Here is a 16379-nt window from a genome sequence, read left to right on the forward strand (position 1 = left end):
GGTGTCGTTTCCTCTTTGGGCAAGGGCCTGACGGCGGCAAGCCTCGGCAACCTGCTCACGGCACGGGGTCTGCGGGTGGTGATGCAGAAGCTCGACCCGTACCTCAACGTCGACCCGGGCACCATGAATCCGTTCCAGCACGGTGAGGTGTTCGTCACCGACGACGGTGCCGAGACCGACCTCGACATCGGCCATTACGAGCGGTTCCTCGACATCGAGCTCTCGCAGGCGGCGAACGTCACGACCGGCCAGATCTACTCCACCGTCATCGCCAAGGAGCGACGCGGCGAGTACCTCGGCGACACCGTGCAGGTCATCCCGCACATCACCGACGAGATCAAGCGCCGGATGCGGCTGCAAGCGTCCGAGACCCCGAAGCCCGACGTCATCATCACGGAGATCGGCGGCACCGTCGGCGACATCGAGTCGCAGCCGTTCATCGAGTCGGCGCGCCAGGTGCGCCACGAGCTCGGCCGCAAGAACGTCTTCTTCGTGCACGTCTCGCTCGTGCCGTTCATGGGCGCCTCGGGGGAGCAGAAGACCAAGCCGACCCAGCACTCCGTCGCGGCACTGCGCTCCATCGGCATCCAGCCGGATGCGCTCGTCCTCCGCAGCGATCGCCCCGTGACCGAGTCGAACAAGCGAAAGATCGCCCTCATGTGCGACGTCGACGAGGCCGCCGTGGTCAACGCGGTCGACGTGCCGTCGATCTACGACATCCCCACGATGCTGCACGAGCAGGGCCTGGACGCGTACCTCATCGAAGCGCTCGGCCTCGGCGACAAGGCGGGCGATGTCGACTGGTCGGGCTGGAGCGACCTCCTCGATGTCGTGCACGACCCCAAGCACGAGGTCACCATCGGCCTCGTCGGCAAGTACATCGACCTGCCCGACGCCTACCTGTCGGTGACCGAGGCGCTGCGGGCCGGCGGCTTCGCCAACGAGTCCAAGGTCAGGATCGAGTGGATCCCCTCCGACGAGTGCCGCACCCCCGAGGGCGCGAAGGAGAAGCTCGGACACCTCGACGGCATCCTCGTGCCCGGCGGCTTCGGCGTGCGCGGCATCGAGGGCAAGCTCGGTGCCCTGCAGTTCGCGCGCGAGAACGGGATCCCGACGCTCGGGCTCTGCCTCGGCCTGCAGTGCATGGTCATCGAGTACTCGCGCAACGTCGCCGGCCTCCCGGGTGCCTCGTCGAGCGAATTCGACCCCGACACCGAGTTCCCCGTCATCGCGACGATGGAGGAGCAGGTCGAGATCATCGCCGGGGGCGACCTCGGCGGCACGATGCGCCTCGGGCTCTACCCGGCGAGGCTCGACGAGGGCTCGATCGTCGCCGAGCTCTACGGGTCGACCGAGGTCTCCGAGCGGCACCGTCACCGGTACGAGGTGAACAACTCCTACCGCGACCGCATCGCCGAAGCCGGCCTGGTGTTCTCGGGCATGTCGCCCGATCGCCACCTCGTCGAGTTCGTCGAGCTGCCGCGAGACGTGCACCCGTTCTACGTCGCCACGCAGGCGCACCCCGAGCTCCGCAGCCGGCCGAATCACGCGCACCCGCTGTTCCGCGGCCTCGTCGCGGCCGCGCTCGAGCGCCAGCAGGCCAGCCTCCTCTTCGAAGTCGAGAATGCCTGAGTCGCTGCCGGTCGACGAGTACGTCGACCTGCCCCTGCTGGACCGGGAGACGGTCTTCGACGGGCGGATCTGGGACGTGCGCCGCGACGCCTTCGCGTACGGCGACGATGAGATGCGCATCGAGCGGGAGTACGTCGACCACCCCGGCGCGGTCGCGGTGCTCGTGCTCGACGACGACGAGCGCGTACTGCTCATCAAGCAGTACCGCCACCCCGTCCGTGCCCGCGACTGGGAGATCCCAGCCGGGCTGCTCGACGTGCGGCACGAGCCCGCGCTCGAGGCCGCACGGCGCGAGCTCGCCGAGGAGGCCGACCTCGCGGCATCCGACTGGGCCGTGCTCGTGGACTACTTCACGACGCCCGGCGGCAGCAGCGAGGCGATCCGCGTCTTCCTCGCCCGCGGCGTCCGCGCGACCGACGCACCGTTCGACCGCGAGCACGAGGAGGCCGACATGGAACTGCGCTGGGTGCCGCTCGACGACTGCGTCGACGCCGTGCTCGCGCGGCGGCTCGGCAACCCGTCGCTCGCGATCGGCGTGCTCGCCGCCGCCGCCGCCCGCGCCCGCGGCTGGCGGAGCCTCTCGCCCGCGAACGCGCCCTGGCCCGCGCATCCGGCGAACCGGCCGGAGGCGTAGTGGACGCACGCGCGGTCGACGACTACCTGCGGCACCTCACCGTGGAACGCGGCCTCGCACGCAACACGCTCGCGTCGTACCGTCGCGACCTCGCGATCTACGAGGCGTGGCTCGACACGGCCGGGATCGATCGGCCCGAACAGGCCGCCGAGGCCGATCTCACGGCGTTCCTCCGTCACCTGAGCGCCGAGCGCGAGCCGCGGCTGGCCGTGTCCTCGATCGCCAGGGTGCTCTCGGCGGTGCGCGGGCTGCACCGCTTCCTGGCGGAGGAAGGACGCACCGCGACCGACCCGTCGCGCGACCTGCGCCCGCCGAAGCAGCCGATGCGGCTGCCGAAGGCGGTCCCCGTCGAGCAGGTCGCCGCGATCATCGAGGCCGCCCGCGTCGGCGACGAGGTGACCGCCCTGCGGGACGTCGCGCTGCTCGAACTGCTGTACGCGACCGGCGCGCGCGTCAGTGAGGCGACCGCCCTCAACGTCGACGACCTCGTCGACGACGACGTCGTGCGGCTCTTCGGCAAGGGCGGCACCCAGCGCATCGTGCCTGTCGGCAGCTACGCGCGCCGCGCGGTCGATGCCTACCTCGTGCGATCCCGGCCCGTGCTGTCGGCACGGGGAACCGCGACGCCCGCACTGTTCCTCGGCGTGCGCGGCCGACGCATGTCGCGCCAGGCCGTCTGGAAGGTGCTGCAGGATGCCGCCGAGCGGGCCGGCGTCGCGGCATCCGTCTCACCGCACACCCTGCGGCACTCGTTCGCCACGCACCTGCTCGCCGGCGGTGCCGACGTGCGCGTCGTACAGGAACTGCTCGGGCACGCGTCGGTGGCGACCACGCAGATCTACACGCTGGTCACAGCCGATACACTCCGCGAGATGTACACGGTCGCGCACCCTCGTGCTCGCTAGAATCGACCAAGCATCGCAGCCGACAAACGGAGAGAGAACCGCACCGTGACCAACGAGACCTACGACCCGGCGGACGGCACCGCCACGCTGGAGTCGGATCTCGGTCCCACCGGTCGGCCGCTCCGGGAGTTCGCCGAGCCGCCCGCGCTCGCCTCTCACGGTCCCGCGCGCATCATCGCCCTCTGCAACCAGAAGGGCGGCGTCGGCAAGACCACGACGACGATCAACCTCGGTGCGGCGCTCGCCGACTACGGCCGCCGCGTGCTCGCTGTCGACTTCGACCCGCAGGGCGCGCTCTCCGCGGGCCTCGGCGTGCCGACCCACGACGTGCCGACGATCTACGACCTGCTGCTCTCGCGCAACGTCACCCCGGCCGACGCGATCCAGTCGACGAACGTCGAGGGCCTCGACGTGATCCCGGCCAACATCGACCTCTCCGCCGCCGAAGTGCACCTCGTGACCGAGGTTGCGCGCGAGCAGATCCTCGCGAGCGTGCTGCGCAAGGTGTCGGGCGACTACGACGTCATCCTCATCGACTGCCAGCCGTCGTTGGGCCTGCTGACCGTGAACGCGCTCACCGCGAGTCACGGCGTGATCATCCCGCTCGAGTGCGAGTACTTCGCGCTGCGCGGCGTGGCGCTGCTCATCGAGACCATCGACAAGGTGCGCGACCGGCTCAACCCGGCCATCACGCTCGACGGGATCCTCGCGACCATGTACGACGCGCGCACCCTGCACTCGCGCGAGGTGCTCGAGCGCGTGGTCGAGGCGTTCGGCGACAAGGTGCTCGAGACGGTCATCACCCGCACGGTGAAGTTCCCCGACGCGACCGTCGCAGCGACGCCGATCACCGAGTTCGCGCCCGAGCACCCGGCGTCGCGCGCGTACCGTCAGCTCGCCCGGGAGCTGGTCGACCGTGGCGCGGTCGCCTGAACCGACGGCGGCGGCGACCGGTGGCGGTGCGGCGGGCGCCGCGATGACGGATGCCACGCCGCCGGCCGGGCACGACGCTCCGGCCGAGCCGCAGTCCGGCGCCGGGTTCCGCGTCGCTCTGTCGAACTTCGAGGGTCCGTTCGACCTGCTGCTCTCGCTCATCGCCAAGCACGAGCTCGACATCACCGAGGTGTCGCTGTCGGCGGTCACCGATGAGTTCATCGCCTACCTGCGGGGCATCGAGACGAACGAGGACCTCGACCGGGCGAGCGAGTTCCTCGTGGTCGCGGCCACGCTGCTCGACCTGAAGGTCGTGGGGCTCCTCCCGCAGGGCGAGCTCGTCGACGCGGAGGACGTCGCGCTGCTCGAGGCGCGCGACCTGCTCTTCGCCCGCCTGCTGCAGTACCGGGCGTTCAAGGAGGCCGCGCGCTGGTTCGGCGGCCGGATCGAGGCGGAGTCGCTGCGCCACGCGCGCACGGTGCGACTCGAGGAGCGGTTCCGCCGGCGCGAGCCCGAACTGCGCTGGACGCTCGGCCCCGACGACTTCGCAGCCCTTGCGATGCTCGCGCTCACGCCGCGCGAGGTTCCCGTCGTCGGCCTCGATCACCTGCACGCCCCGCTCGTGTCGATCCGCGAGCAGGCCGCGCACGTCGTCGCCGTGCTGCGTCGCGGCGACCCCGTCACGTTCCGCCAGCTGATCGCCGGCATCGACCGGCCGGGTATCGTCGTGGCTCGGTTCCTCGCGGTGCTGGAGCTGTACCGTCACTCTGCGATCGGGTTCGAGCAGCTCGAGCCGCTGGGTGAGCTGACGCTGCGGTGGGCCGCCGGCGACGGCTGGACCGACGACCGACTCGAGACCCTGGGAGCCGACTATGACGAGTGAGACGGATGCCGCGGAGCGGGGCCCCGAGACGGCCCCGGAGCCGGTCCCGCGAGACCCGGAGTCGCCCGAGATCTCGGTGGCCACGCCCCTCGACGTACCCGGCCAGCCGCGGCTCGACCTCGACCGGGCGCTCGAGGCGATCCTCTTCATCGCGGACGAGCCGCAGTCGATCGTGCACCTCGCGGCGGCGGTGCAGCGTCCGCTCGCCGAGGTCCGGGCCGCGATCTCGCGCCTGCGGGACGACTACGACGGCCGGGCGCCGTCGGGCGAGCCGCGCACCGACGAGGGGGAGTCGCCGGCAGGCGCCGGCATCCGTCGCGCCTTCGAACTGCGCGAGGTCGGCGGCGGGTGGCGCTTCTACGCACGGGCCGAGTACGACCGGCTCATCACCGACGTCGTCGCCGCGCAGACCTCGACGCGGCTGTCGCAGGCCGCGCTCGAGACCCTCGCGGTGATCGCCTACAAGCAGCCGATCTCGCGGTCGTCGATCGCGTCGATCCGCGCCGTCAACGTCGACTCGGTCGTGCGCACGCTTCTCGGGCGCGGGCTCGTCACCGAGGTCGACACCGACGAGGAGACCGGCGCGATCCTGTACGGCACGACCGACGTGCTGCTCACCAACCTGGGCGTCTCGTCGATCGACGAGCTGCCGCCGATCTCGCCGCTGCTCGACGGCGGCCAGGAGGGATTCGAACGTGACCACCTCTGACCCGGCCGGCGGCGCGGGCGCGCTGCCCGGAGGCACACGCCTCCAGAAGGCGCTTGCGGCCGCGGGCGTCGCCAGTCGACGCGTCGCCGAGCAGATGATCGTCGAGGGCCGCGTCGAGGTCAACGGCCGCGTCGTGACCGAGCTGGGCACGCGCATCGATCCGATGGCCGACAAGGTCGCCGTCGACGGCACCGCGGTGCAGCTCGACCAGGAGAAGCGCTACTACATGCTGAACAAGCCGCGCGGCGTGGTGTCGTCCATGGCCGACGAGCACGGCCGGCCGGACCTCAGGCGGTTCACCGACCCGCTCGACGTGCGGGTGTTCAACGTGGGACGGCTCGACGGCGACACGAGCGGCCTGCTGCTGCTGACCAACGACGGCGAGCTCGCGCACGTGCTCGCCCACCCTTCGTTCGGCGTCGAGAAGACGTACATCGCGAAGGTGAAGGGCCGGGTGACGCCGCAGACCCTGCAGCGGCTCAAGGACGGGATCGAGCTCGAGGACGGGCCCATCCGCGCCGACCGCGCGAAGATCATCCAGACGCAGGCCGGCGCCGGACACACCATGGTCGAGGTCACGCTGCACTCCGGCCGCAACCGGATCGTGCGCCGAATGCTCGACGCGGTCGGCCACCCCGTGGTCGAGCTCGTGCGGCGCCAGTTCGGCCCGCTCCACCTCGGGACGCTGAGGTCGGGCGCGATCCGCGAGTTGACTAGAGTCGAACTCGGCGCGCTGCTCACGATCGCGCGGGCCGCGGACGAGCAGCGGAAGGGGAACGGCTGAGGTGGTCGAGTCACGGCTGGTCGGGCCGGTCCGCGTCGTCGGCGCCGGCCTGCTCGGCACGAGCGTCGCGCTGGGCCTGCGCGCCCGTGGAATCGACGTGATCCTCGCCGACGCGTCGCCCACCCATGTCGCGATCGCCGTCGACCTCGGCGCAGGTCGACCCGCGCAGCCGGGCGATGCGCCCCAGCTCATCGTGGTGGCGGTGCCGCCGGATGTCACGGCGACCGTCGTCGCCGCCGAGCTCGCCGCGTTCCCCGACGCGATCGTGACGGATGTCGCGAGCGTGAAGGCCGGGATCCTCGCCGAGCTCGAGGCCGCCGGCGCCGACGTCTCCCGCTACATCGGCTCGCACCCGCTCGCCGGACGCGAGCGGGGCGGACCCCTCGCGGCGCGCGCCGACCTGTTCGCCGGCCGCCCCTGGGTGGTCGCGGCGCACGACGAGATCAGCTACCGGCGCGCGAGCGCGATCGACGACCTCATCCTCGACCTCGGCGCGACCCTCGTCGAGATGACCCCCGAGGAGCACGATCGCGGCGTCGCGCTCATCTCGCACGTTCCGCAGGTCGTGGCGAGCGTCATGGCGCGCCGGTTCATCGACGCCCCCAACGCCGCGCTCGGCCTCTCCGGCCAGGGCGTGCGCGACGTGACCCGCATCGCGGCGAGCGACCCGGACCTGTGGGTGCAGATCCTCGGCGCCAACGCCGCCCCGGTCCGCGACATCCTGCTCGCCTACCGCGACGATCTCGACCGCTTCATCGACGCGCTCGCCGACCCGGCCGCGCCCGGCGCCCGCCGCAAGGTCGCGGAGGAGCTCACGGGCGGCAACACGGGCGTCGAACGGCTGCCGGGCAAGCACGGCACCGACAAGCGCTTCACGACGATCATCGTCATGGTCGACGACCGGCCCGGCCAACTGGCGACCCTGCTCGCCGAGATCGGCGAGATCGGCGTGAACCTCGAAGACCTCCGCCTCGAGCACTCGCCCGGCCGCCAGGTCGGCCTCGCCGAGATCGCCGTGCTCCCCGAGGCGGCCGACCGACTCACCACCGAGCTGGCCGCACGCGGCTGGCGGATCGCAGGATAGAACGTGCCCCACGAACCCCACCCCGTCGAGTACCCCGTCGTCGTCGCCGTCGACGGTCCCGCAGGCAGCGGCAAGTCCAGCGTGTCGAAGGAGGTCGCGCGCCGGCTCGGCTGGGGCTTCCTGGACACGGGCGCCGCGTACCGTGCGCTCGCCTGGCATGCCACGGCGTCGCACGTCGACGCGGATGACGCGGCATCCGTCGTCTCGTGCCTCGACTCGTTCGACTACCGCATCGGCACCGACCCGCAGGGGTACGCGGTGCACGTCGGCGAAACCGACGTGACCGACGCGATCCGGGAGCCGGGCATCTCGGCCATCGTGAGCGCCGTCGCGCGCGTCCCGGAGGTGCGTTCGCACCTGATCGAGGTGTTCCGGGCGATCATGGCCGCCGAGGCGCGCCCGGGCATCGTCGTCGAGGGCCGTGACATCACGACCGTCGTCGCGCCCGACGCGCCCGTGCGGATCCTGCTCACGGCGTCGGAGGACGTGCGCACCGCGCGCCGGTCCGCCGAGCTCGTGGGTCACTCCGCCGCCGCGACCGGGGCGCAACTCCGCGCCCGCGACGCCGCCGACTCGAAGGTCGTCGACTTCATGAACGCCGCCGAGGGGGTCACCACGGTCGACTCGACCGACCTCGACTTCGACGCGACCGTGGAGGCGGTGCTCGGCGTGATCCGCGACGCTCAGGTTCGTACTGGTTGAATAGACAGGTTGTGCGCTCGCGCGTACGACCCCGAGACCTTCCAGGAGCTGACATGACCGACCGCGACGACGAGTTCGACGCCCCCGACGACGACCTCGCCGAGCGCCTCGCCGAGGTCGACGAGGACCTCGCGGAGCAGCGCGCCGCCGCACTCCGCTCCGGACTCGACGAGTACGACCTCGACGAGGAGGACCGCGACCTGCTCGAGCTCTCCGAGGAGGGCGAGGAAGGCATCCGCTACCTGCCGGCGCTGCCGGTCATCGCGATCGTCGGCCGCCCGAACGTCGGCAAGTCGGCGCTCGTGAACCGCATCCTCGGCCGCCGCGAGGCCGTCGTCGAGGACACGCCCGGCGTCACCCGAGATCGAGTCTCGTACAAGGGCGAGTGGCTCGACCGTCGCTTCACCCTCGTCGACACCGGCGGATGGGAGCCCGACGCGCGCGGCATCGACGCGTCGGTGGCCGCGCAGGCCGAGGTCGCGATCGACCTGTCGGACGTCGTGCTGTTCGTCGTCGACGCCACGGTCGGCGCGACCGCGACCGACGAGCATGTCGTGCGGCTGCTGCGCAAGACGAAGAAGCCCGTGTTCCTCGTCGCCAACAAGGTCGACGACGCCCGTCAGGAGCCCGAGGCCGCTGCGCTATGGAACCTCGGCCTGGGCGAGCCCTACCCGGTCTCGGCGCTGCACGGGCGCGGCGTCGCCGACATGCTCGACGAGGTGTTCAAGGTCCTCCCGCAGGTCTCCGCGGTCGCGAAGGACGAATTCGGCGGACCCCGCCGCGTCGCGATCCTCGGCCGTCCCAACGTCGGCAAGTCCAGCCTGCTGAACAAGGCCGCGCGCGAGGAGCGTGTCGTCGTCAACGAGCTCGCCGGCACCACGCGCGATCCGGTCGACGAGCAGATCGAGCTCGGCGGGAAGATCTGGCGGTTCGTCGACACCGCCGGCATCCGCCGTCGCGTGCACCTGCAGCAGGGAGCCGACTTCTACGCGTCGCTGCGCACCCAGGCCGCGCTCGAGAAGGCCGAGGTCGCGGTCGTGCTGCTCGACGTGTCGCAGCCGATCTCCGAGCAGGACGTGCGAATCATCGACCTCGTCCTCGAGTCGGGCCGCGCGCTCGTGCTCGCGTACAACAAGTGGGACCTCCTCGACGACGACCGTCGCCGCTACCTCGAGCGCGAGATCGAGCAGGACCTGCACCACGTGCAGTGGGCGCCGCGCGTGAACATCTCGGCCAAGACCGGCCGCCACCTCGAGAAGCTCGTGCCCGCCCTCGAGACCGCCCTCGAGTCGTGGGACACGCGCATCCCGACGGGCAAGTTCAACGCGTTCCTCACCGAGCTCACGCAGGAGCACCCGCACCCGGTGCGCGGCGGCAAGCAGCCCCGCATCCTGTTCGGCACGCAGGCGTCCACGCGCCCGCCGACGTTCGTACTGTTCACGACCGGATTCCTCGACCCGGGCTACCGCCGGTTCATCCAGCGGCGCCTGCGCGAGATCTACGGCTTCGTCGGCACGCCCATCGTGACCAACATGCGGGTTCGCGAGAAGCGGCCCCGCTAGCCGGTACGGCGTCGGGCGAGCGGATGCCGCGGGCGGGCGGGACGACGTGGAACTGACGGTGCGCGTGAAGCCGGGCAGCCGGCGCGGCCCGCTCGTCGAGGCGACGCCCGACGACCCCATGGCATCCGTCACCGTGCACGTGCGCGAGCGCGCCGTCGACGGCGCCGCCAACGACGGCGTCGTCGCGGCACTCGCCGCGCACTACGGGGTGCCGCGACGCGATGTCGAGATCGTGCGCGGACACACCGCGCGGATCAAGCGGGTGCGGGTCGACCTGCCCTGATCGCCGGCAGGCGCCACGCGTGCGTCGCGATCGCATGCGGTCGGCTGAACGCGGTGCGCACGCCCGTCGAGGCGAGCACCGAGTCGGGAAGTCGCCCTGCGAGGTCGGGGAACCCGGTCGCGGCGAGGAGGTCGTCGTCGAGCTCGAGCAGCTCGGCGCGGTGCAGCGCCCACGGCGCATGTGCGTTCCGCGCCCACACCGTCCGGCCGAGGTGCCGCTCGTGGTACCCCCACCGGTCGGTGAGGAAGTGCGCGAGCGCGGCGTCCGGCGCGTCGGGCGGAACCGGCTCGCCGAGGCGCGCTCGGACGTGCGTCGACGGGCCGCGGAGCCCTCGGCGGCGGCTCCGGAAGTCGAGCTCGAAGCCCGCGGCATCCGCACGCCGGGTGACGCTCGAACGCGCCCAGTGGTACGGCAGCCCGAAGCCGACCCGGGCGGCGATCACGGGAAGCAACCGCCCGGCCTCGAGCGTGCGGAACACCACGCCGTGCCGGCCGGCGACGTCGCGCGCGTACAGGCGCACGTTGACCTCGACGAACGTGCCGAGGCGATGCAGCGGCGGCAGCGGCGGGAAGCGCGTGTCGGCGAGCACGAACGGGATGAGTCCCACCCAGGTGGACCCGTCGACGACGTCGGGGCGCGTGCCCCTGGGCAGGTAGGGCTGGACGCGTGCGGGCTCGACGCGCCAGTGCAGGAACACCAGGTCGCGCCAGTGCTGCTCGAGGACGGCGCGCCCCGGCAGCGGGGGTGCGGTGCGCGGCAGTCCGTCCACGTGCACCATCCTGCCGTGCCGACCGCGCCCCGCGCGAGGGCCGCGCCCTGCGTAGGCTCGGAGCATGGGATCTGACGGCGGAGTCCTCGGGGACCGGGCGCTGGCGGTGCTCTCGGGGTTCCACCGCTGGGTGATCAGGGTCTCCCGGGGCAGGCTGGGGTGGCGCATCGGGCGTCTCGTCACCGTCGAGTTGCACACCATCGGCCGGCGCACCGGGCTCCCGCGCAGCGCGATCCTCTCGGCGCCGATCGTGGAACCCGGCCGGGTGGTGCTCGTCGCGTCGAAGGGCGGCGCGGACCGGCATCCGGCCTGGTACCTGAACCTCGCCGACCACCCGGACGTCGTCATCGACCTGCGCGACGGCAGCCGAACCATGCGGGCTCGCACCGCCACGCCCGAGGAGAAGGCGGAGCTGTGGCCGCGGGTCACGGCGGTGTACCCGGGATACGCGCACTACCAGCAGCGCACGCGTCGCGACATCCCGGTGGTGATCTGCGAGCCGAGGCAGCCGGACGGCGGCGGCCGCGATTGACGACGGTTGACGATGGGGAGCGGGTCGCCCAGCATGGGCGCATGGGGCAGGCCGACGACGACGCCGGAGCGATCGTCGTGCGCGCCCTCGGAGCGGTACGCGACCGCTTGCGCGAGTACCATCCGCTCGCGATGGTCGACGAGCCCGACGCGCTGCACCAGATGCGCACGAACGTGCGACGGTTGCGGAGCCTGCTCGCCGCGTACGGGCCCGTCCTCGACGCGGGCGTCGCGACCGAACTGCGTCGGCGGCTCCGCGAGCTCGGGCGCGAGCTCGGAACCGTGCGCGACCTCGAGGTCCGTGTCCAGGTCGCCGAGGACGCGCTCGGGGCGGGCGACGAGGCGGGGCGATTCGACTCGGACGAGGATCGCGCACGCGTGCGCGGCATCCTGATCGACGACGAGACGGTCGCGCACGACCAGGCGCACGCACGCTTCGTCGAACGGCAACGGATGCCGCGGGCGATCGCGCGCCTCGCGGAGCTCGATCGCGTGCTCGCCGATCCGCCGTTCACCGAGCGCGCCGCCCGACCGGCGAAGCGCGAACTGGCGGCGCTTCTCGACCGGGAGGCGAGCCGCGCCGCCAAGCGAGCGCGACGCCTGCCCGCCGACCCGGAGCTCGAGGACCTGCACGAGCTCCGCAAGGCGGGCCGGCGCCTTCGCTACGCGGCCGAGGCGGTCACGCAGCCACCGGTCGAACTGTTCGGTGATGCGGCGGTCGCGCTCGCCGAGGCGGGCGACGCGATCCACGACGTGCTCGGCGACCATCGCGACGAGCTGCTGTTCGCGGAGCACCTGCGTCGTTCGGCGGCGCACGCTGCGCATGCGGGGAAGCCGGCGGACACGCTCCTGCGACTCGCGGACGACGCGGATGCGCGCGCCGAAGCGCACCTCGCGAAGCTGGCTGACGCGATCGACGGCGTGAAGGCCGCCGCCGCGAAGTGGCACGGCAAGGTGCGCTGAGCGCGGATCAACCTGCGAGTACGCGACGCATCACGACCCGGTGCGGTTTCGGGCGGGCGACCTCGACGAACCCGGCCGCAGCGAACATCGACACGGTCCCGGGGAAGAGCTCGGCAGCCGGCGGCTTCGACCGAGCGGCGGGATCGACCGCGTACGCCTCCACGACCCGGGCGCCGTGCTCGTGCGCGTAGGCGACCGCGGCGGCGGCGAGTGCCGTCGCGACGCCGCGCCGGCGGAAGGCGCGCGGGATCACGAAGCACGACACCGACCAGACGCCGACATCGGTGAAGTCGGGGTCCGGCGTCGCCGACGCCACGGGGCTGTGCGGGAGCCGGACGAGGGCCGGTCGCGGTTCGACCGCACACCACCCGACGGGCGTCTCGCCGTCGTACGCGAGCAGTCCCGGTCCGGGGCCCGCCTCGGCGAGCTGGGCGGCGAGCCGGTCGCGGAGCTCGCCGGGCTCGGCCGCCCGGAACTCGGCGCCACGGAGCTTGTACCACTGGCACCAGCACGTCGCGGGATCGCCGCGAGTGCCGAAGACCGCCTCGACATCGGCGAACGGCGCCTCGCCGGCCGGAACGACGCGCAGGCTCGGATCGACCGATGCGATCACGTCGTCGGGTTCGTGCATGTCGCGAGGCTATCGCGGGGGAGCGACATCCGTGGATGCCGGGTCGAGCCGGAGCGCGCGCAGCTCGTGGGCCAGTCGCCGGAGCGCGTCGTGGTCGGCCGTGAAGCTCGCGTCGAGCGCGGCGGAGCCGAGCATCGCGGCAGCCCGGGGGTGTCGACGCTGGTAGTCGGCGAGGAGCTCCACGCGCTCGTCCTCGTCGAGCGGCCGGGCGTTCGCCGCGTAGCGCCGGGATCGCCAGTCCACGCGCACCCGCGGGTTCGTGACGGCGTTGCGATACCAGTCCGTGCGCGGCCCCCGGCTCGCGACGACCCACAGGACCGGCGGCGAGCCCGGGTCCCGGCCCGCGCGCCGCGCGACCTCGACGACGGTTCGCCTCGGCTCTCCGGTCGTGCGACCGACCGCGGTGAGCATGAGGAAGCGGCCGCCGAGCAGCCAGCCGAGACGCGCTCGGTAGAGCACCGAGGGGGCGCGGTAGAACCATGCCAGGAGCGGGCCGGGCTTCGTCATGACCACGGCGCAATCCTACGAGGGGAGCCGTGCAGCCGGTGGCGCCGTCCGACACTCCCGATACGATGAATATGCAACACAATGAAGTATCATCACGATATGACCCGCGAACCGACGGTGCTCGACCGCCTCCTCGAGATCAGCGAACTGTTCCAGCGCGACCTGGCCCGCGAGTTCGCGGGCACCTCGCTCACCACCGCCCGCACGCGGGTGCTGTGGGACCTCGCGCACGCCGGGCCGTCCACCCAGCAGGCGCTCGCGAACCGGCTCGAGGTGAGCGCGCGCAACATCACCGGCCTGGTCGACGCGCTCGAGGAGGGCGGCTACGTCGAACGCGCCCCGCACCCGACCGACCGGCGGGCGACCCTCGTGGCCCTCACCCCGTCGGCCGACGAGCTCATGCGCGAGATGCAGCGCGACCATGAGGAGCTCTCGGCCACGCTCCTCGCCGCGGTCGCGCCGGCCGACCGGGAGCCCCTCCTGCGTGGCATCGACGCGGTCGCCGAGCGCCTGCGCGAACTGGTCGCGGCATCCGGCGCTGCCCGCGCGGCGGCCCACCCCACGGGAGCGGGACGATGACGGCGGACGTCGAGCGGGCGGCCGCGCCATCCGTCGCCCGTCGCATCGGCGGGTTCGCGCTGCGAGCGCTGAAGCTCGAGCTGCGCATCTACTCGAGCATCGGGCGCTTCATCACGAGGCGTCCGGCGGTCGCGCCGGGCGCGGCCGGATTCGGCTACCACACGCCGGTCTTCACGATCCTGATGATCTTCATCGTGCTGTCGGCGGTCGAGATCCCGATCATCGACCTGATCGTGCACCGATGGCCGGTGGTGCGGATCACGTTCCTGATCCTCGGCATCTGGGGGCTCACGTGGATGTTCGGCCTGCTCGCCGCGTACCTCATGCGCCCGCACACCGTCGGGCCCGAGGGCATCCGCGTGCGCGAGGGGCTCGAGATCGACATCCTGCTCACCTGGGACGACATCGCCTCCGTCGCGCGCGAACGCCGCGTCGACGAACCCAAGACCCCCAAGATCACCGAAGCGGATGCCAGCCGGACACTGTCGCTGCGGATGCAGGACGAGACCGTCGTCGTCGTCGAACTCGAGCGACCCACCGTCGTGCGGCTGCCCGGGATGCCGCCGAAGGGCGGAGCGCAGGCGGTCGACGAGGTGCGGATCTGGGTCGACGATCCGGGCGGATTCATGGACGCGGTGCGGCAGCACATCTGAGGGCTCCCGCGTTGCGGGGCAGGGGTCGCCGACGGATGCCGCGCGGCCGGCGTGTGCACGAGCACCCCGTCCGATGCCGCTATGATGGTCAAGTTGTCTTCGCGGGAACGTCGAGGGCATCGGGCTGTGGCGCAGCTTGGTAGCGCACTTGACTGGGGGTCAAGGGGTCGCAGGTTCAAATCCTGTCAGCCCGACCGGGAAGAGGCCCGGAATCACGCGGAAGTCGCGGGTTCCGGGCCTCTTGCGTCGGAGATGCAGTGCCCGTCTCGCCCCGAGGGCGGGGATCACGGAGTCCGGCCCGCCGGCCCGCTTCACGATCGAGACGCGCGGCGCCGACGGCGTCGTTCGCGCCAGCCCAGTGCTGCCTCTTCAGCACGCTGTCGCTCCTGCTCGGCGGCGGCACGTCGCGCTCGTTCGAGGCGCCGTTCGCGCCAGGCTCGTACCGCACGGTCGGGGTCGCGGAGTCCCGTCACGACGGGCGGGCCGCCGAGGAGTTGACGACGCGCCTCCTTCACCCGCGCGTTGAAGTCGTCGATCGCGGCCCGCACGTCCTCCTCGCGGTGCATGCGGTCGAGCCGATCGTCGAGCGCTGCATCCTCGGTGCGCAGGGTCAGTGCAGGCGGGCCGAGCCCGGTCAACTGCTCCGACTCGATCTTCCGGCGGATCCACCAGTCGGGATCATGACGACCGTTCAAGCCGGGCAGCGGCTTGCCGGCGCCGGGAAGGTTGTCGAACTCGCCGCGACGGATCGCCTGCTGGATGGCCGTCTCGACGTATGCCGCCCGATCGGCGGCCGTCGGGGCGGAGACCTCGGACTCAGGCTCCGGCTCGGCGGACGCGTCGTTCGCCGCGACCGGCACGCCCTCGCCGGCTGTTCGGGATTCGAGCGCCCGGTCGAACTGTTCGAGTCGATACTGCGACACCGTGCGTCGAACGTCGTCTGACATGTGGCTTCCTCCCTCCGTCCACGTTACGTCTCGGCCGCGCCGTCGTCGACGTCAGCGAAGCACCCACCGATCGGGGGCCGTTCTCGAGGAAGGCCCGGGTGGCCCCGATTCGTCGGAGTGGCCGGAAATGCCTCGTTTCTGCCCTGCCGTGCCGCCTGTGGACAGACTCCTCCGTGCTCGCTTGGCGGCCCCTAGTCTGACGCAGGGCGGCGCTGCCCACGGCGCGCCCGAAGGGAGCGTCAGTGTTCACGACCGTGGTCCGCTCGGATTCGATGCGACCCGCACTCCAGCCCGGCGACGTGCTGCTCGGCACTCGTGTGCGTCGCCGTACGCGGCTGCGTCACGGCGAGATCCTCGTGTATCGGGTGCCTGAGGAGCCGGGGACGCGCATCAGGCGGCTGATCGCCGTGCCGGGAGACCGGGTGCGAATCGAGGAGGACGGCGGCGTATCAGTCAACGGCGAAGCGGTCTTCGAGCCGTACGCCCGCCGATCGGGCGGGTTCCGCGGCTCGTTCGGCGTTCCGGACGACCGGTACTTCGCGTTGAGCGATCGCCGCGAGGGACTGCTCGAGCCGCTCGCCTGGCGGCAGTCGTTCGTGCCGACGGGCGACGTCGTCGGCGTGGCACGGGTACGACTGCTGCCCTGGCCGATCGCCGGCACCGGTGTCCTCGCACGGTGATGCCGCCG

General features: G+C 72.1%; 20 protein-coding genes and 1 tRNA gene. 17 read left to right on the forward strand and 4 right to left on the reverse strand.

The window, feature by feature from the left end; translation table 11 throughout:
- The first annotated feature begins 15 nt into the window (after positions 1–15).
- From pyrG to ACULK4_RS07970, 11 genes are read left to right on the forward strand one after another with little or no spacing between them, the layout of a single operon-like run.
- Entirely contained in the window at positions 16–1632 is a 1617-nt protein-coding gene (gene pyrG, locus ACULK4_RS07920; protein ID WP_501043369.1) for a CTP synthase, read from the forward strand.
- Positions 1625–2266, forward strand: a complete 642-nt coding sequence (locus ACULK4_RS07925) for an NUDIX domain-containing protein (RefSeq protein WP_445966757.1) — start codon at positions 1625–1627, stop codon at positions 2264–2266. The genes pyrG and ACULK4_RS07925 overlap by 8 nt, the downstream gene beginning before the upstream one ends.
- Positions 2266–3171, forward strand: coding sequence for a site-specific tyrosine recombinase XerD (gene xerD, locus ACULK4_RS07930; protein ID WP_445966756.1), 906 nt, complete (start codon positions 2266–2268; stop codon positions 3169–3171). The genes ACULK4_RS07925 and xerD overlap by 1 nt, the downstream gene beginning before the upstream one ends.
- A 45-nt stretch (positions 3172–3216) precedes the next feature.
- Complete coding sequence (locus ACULK4_RS07935) at positions 3217–4104, forward strand: ParA family protein (RefSeq protein ID WP_445966755.1); 888 nt, start codon at positions 3217–3219, stop codon at positions 4102–4104.
- A 43-nt stretch (positions 4105–4147) separates the two neighbouring features.
- Positions 4148–4987 carry a segregation and condensation protein A gene (locus tag ACULK4_RS07940; RefSeq protein ID WP_445966774.1) on the forward strand — a complete coding sequence of 280 codons (840 nt, stop codon included), beginning with the start codon at positions 4148–4150 and terminating at the stop codon, positions 4985–4987.
- On the forward strand, positions 4977–5696 hold the full coding sequence (gene scpB / locus ACULK4_RS07945; RefSeq protein WP_445966754.1) for an SMC-Scp complex subunit ScpB: 720 nt from the start codon (positions 4977–4979) through the stop codon (positions 5694–5696). The genes ACULK4_RS07940 and scpB overlap by 11 nt, the downstream gene beginning before the upstream one ends.
- Positions 5683–6480: a pseudouridine synthase gene (locus tag ACULK4_RS07950; RefSeq protein ID WP_445966753.1), complete on the forward strand. Its 798-nt coding sequence runs from the start codon at positions 5683–5685 to the stop codon at positions 6478–6480. The genes scpB and ACULK4_RS07950 overlap by 14 nt, the downstream gene beginning before the upstream one ends.
- A gap of 1 nt (position 6481) precedes the next feature.
- A complete protein-coding gene (locus ACULK4_RS07955) occupies positions 6482–7564 on the forward strand; it encodes a prephenate dehydrogenase (protein WP_445966752.1) in 1083 nt (360 codons plus the stop codon).
- Between the two features lie 3 nt (positions 7565–7567).
- On the forward strand, positions 7568–8266 hold the full coding sequence (gene cmk, locus ACULK4_RS07960) for a (d)CMP kinase (protein WP_445966751.1): 699 nt from the start codon (positions 7568–7570) through the stop codon (positions 8264–8266).
- Positions 8267–8319: 53 nt separating this feature from the next.
- Positions 8320–9828 (forward strand): ribosome biogenesis GTPase Der, encoded by a 1509-nt coding sequence (gene der, locus ACULK4_RS07965; protein WP_445966750.1) that lies wholly within the window; start codon positions 8320–8322, stop codon positions 9826–9828.
- A 46-nt stretch (positions 9829–9874) separates the two neighbouring features.
- Positions 9875–10111 carry a DUF167 domain-containing protein gene (locus tag ACULK4_RS07970; RefSeq protein WP_445966749.1) on the forward strand — a complete coding sequence of 79 codons (237 nt, stop codon included), beginning with the start codon at positions 9875–9877 and terminating at the stop codon, positions 10109–10111.
- Here the strand turns inward: ACULK4_RS07970 and ACULK4_RS07975 are convergent.
- Entirely contained in the window at positions 10083–10880 is a 798-nt protein-coding gene (locus tag ACULK4_RS07975) for a YqjF family protein (RefSeq protein WP_445966748.1), read from the reverse strand. The two genes, ACULK4_RS07970 and ACULK4_RS07975, sit on opposite strands and share 29 nt — an antisense overlap.
- A gap of 64 nt (positions 10881–10944) precedes the next feature.
- Between ACULK4_RS07975 and ACULK4_RS07980 the strand changes: the two genes are divergently transcribed.
- Complete coding sequence (locus ACULK4_RS07980) at positions 10945–11412, forward strand: nitroreductase/quinone reductase family protein (RefSeq protein ID WP_445966747.1); 468 nt, start codon at positions 10945–10947, stop codon at positions 11410–11412.
- Between the two features lie 41 nt (positions 11413–11453).
- Positions 11454–12374 carry a CHAD domain-containing protein gene (locus ACULK4_RS07985; RefSeq protein WP_445966746.1) on the forward strand — a complete coding sequence of 307 codons (921 nt, stop codon included), beginning with the start codon at positions 11454–11456 and terminating at the stop codon, positions 12372–12374.
- A 7-nt stretch (positions 12375–12381) separates the two neighbouring features.
- Here the strand turns inward: ACULK4_RS07985 and ACULK4_RS07990 are convergent, their stop codons facing one another.
- On the reverse strand, positions 12382–13005 hold the full coding sequence (locus tag ACULK4_RS07990; RefSeq protein WP_445966745.1) for a GNAT family N-acetyltransferase: 624 nt from the start codon (positions 13003–13005) through the stop codon (positions 12382–12384).
- Between the two features lie 9 nt (positions 13006–13014).
- Positions 13015–13512 (reverse strand): nitroreductase family deazaflavin-dependent oxidoreductase, encoded by a 498-nt coding sequence (locus tag ACULK4_RS07995; RefSeq protein WP_445966773.1) that lies wholly within the window; start codon positions 13510–13512, stop codon positions 13015–13017.
- Between the two features lie 99 nt (positions 13513–13611).
- On the opposite strand from ACULK4_RS07995, the gene ACULK4_RS08000 reads away from it, so the two are divergent.
- From ACULK4_RS08000 to ACULK4_RS08010, 3 genes are all read left to right on the forward strand, one after another.
- The gene (locus ACULK4_RS08000; RefSeq protein WP_445966744.1) at positions 13612–14091 is read left to right on the forward strand and encodes a MarR family winged helix-turn-helix transcriptional regulator; all 480 of its coding nucleotides are present in this window, start codon (positions 13612–13614) and stop codon (positions 14089–14091) included.
- Positions 14088–14744, forward strand: coding sequence for a hypothetical protein (locus ACULK4_RS08005; RefSeq protein WP_445966743.1), 657 nt, complete (start codon positions 14088–14090; stop codon positions 14742–14744). The genes ACULK4_RS08000 and ACULK4_RS08005 overlap by 4 nt, the downstream gene beginning before the upstream one ends.
- A gap of 120 nt (positions 14745–14864) precedes the next feature.
- A tRNA-Pro gene (locus tag ACULK4_RS08010) sits at positions 14865–14938 on the forward strand.
- Between the two features lie 117 nt (positions 14939–15055).
- Here ACULK4_RS08010 and ACULK4_RS08015 read toward each other — a convergent pair.
- Entirely contained in the window at positions 15056–15691 is a 636-nt protein-coding gene (locus ACULK4_RS08015; RefSeq protein WP_445966742.1) for a DnaJ family domain-containing protein, read from the reverse strand.
- 242 nt (positions 15692–15933) lie between these two features.
- Between ACULK4_RS08015 and lepB the strand changes: the two genes are divergently transcribed.
- Complete coding sequence (gene lepB / locus ACULK4_RS08020; RefSeq protein WP_445966741.1) at positions 15934–16371, forward strand: signal peptidase I; 438 nt, start codon at positions 15934–15936, stop codon at positions 16369–16371.
- Positions 16372–16379: the final 8 nt, after the last annotated feature.

This window comes from Agromyces selenitireducens (assembly GCF_052748465.2).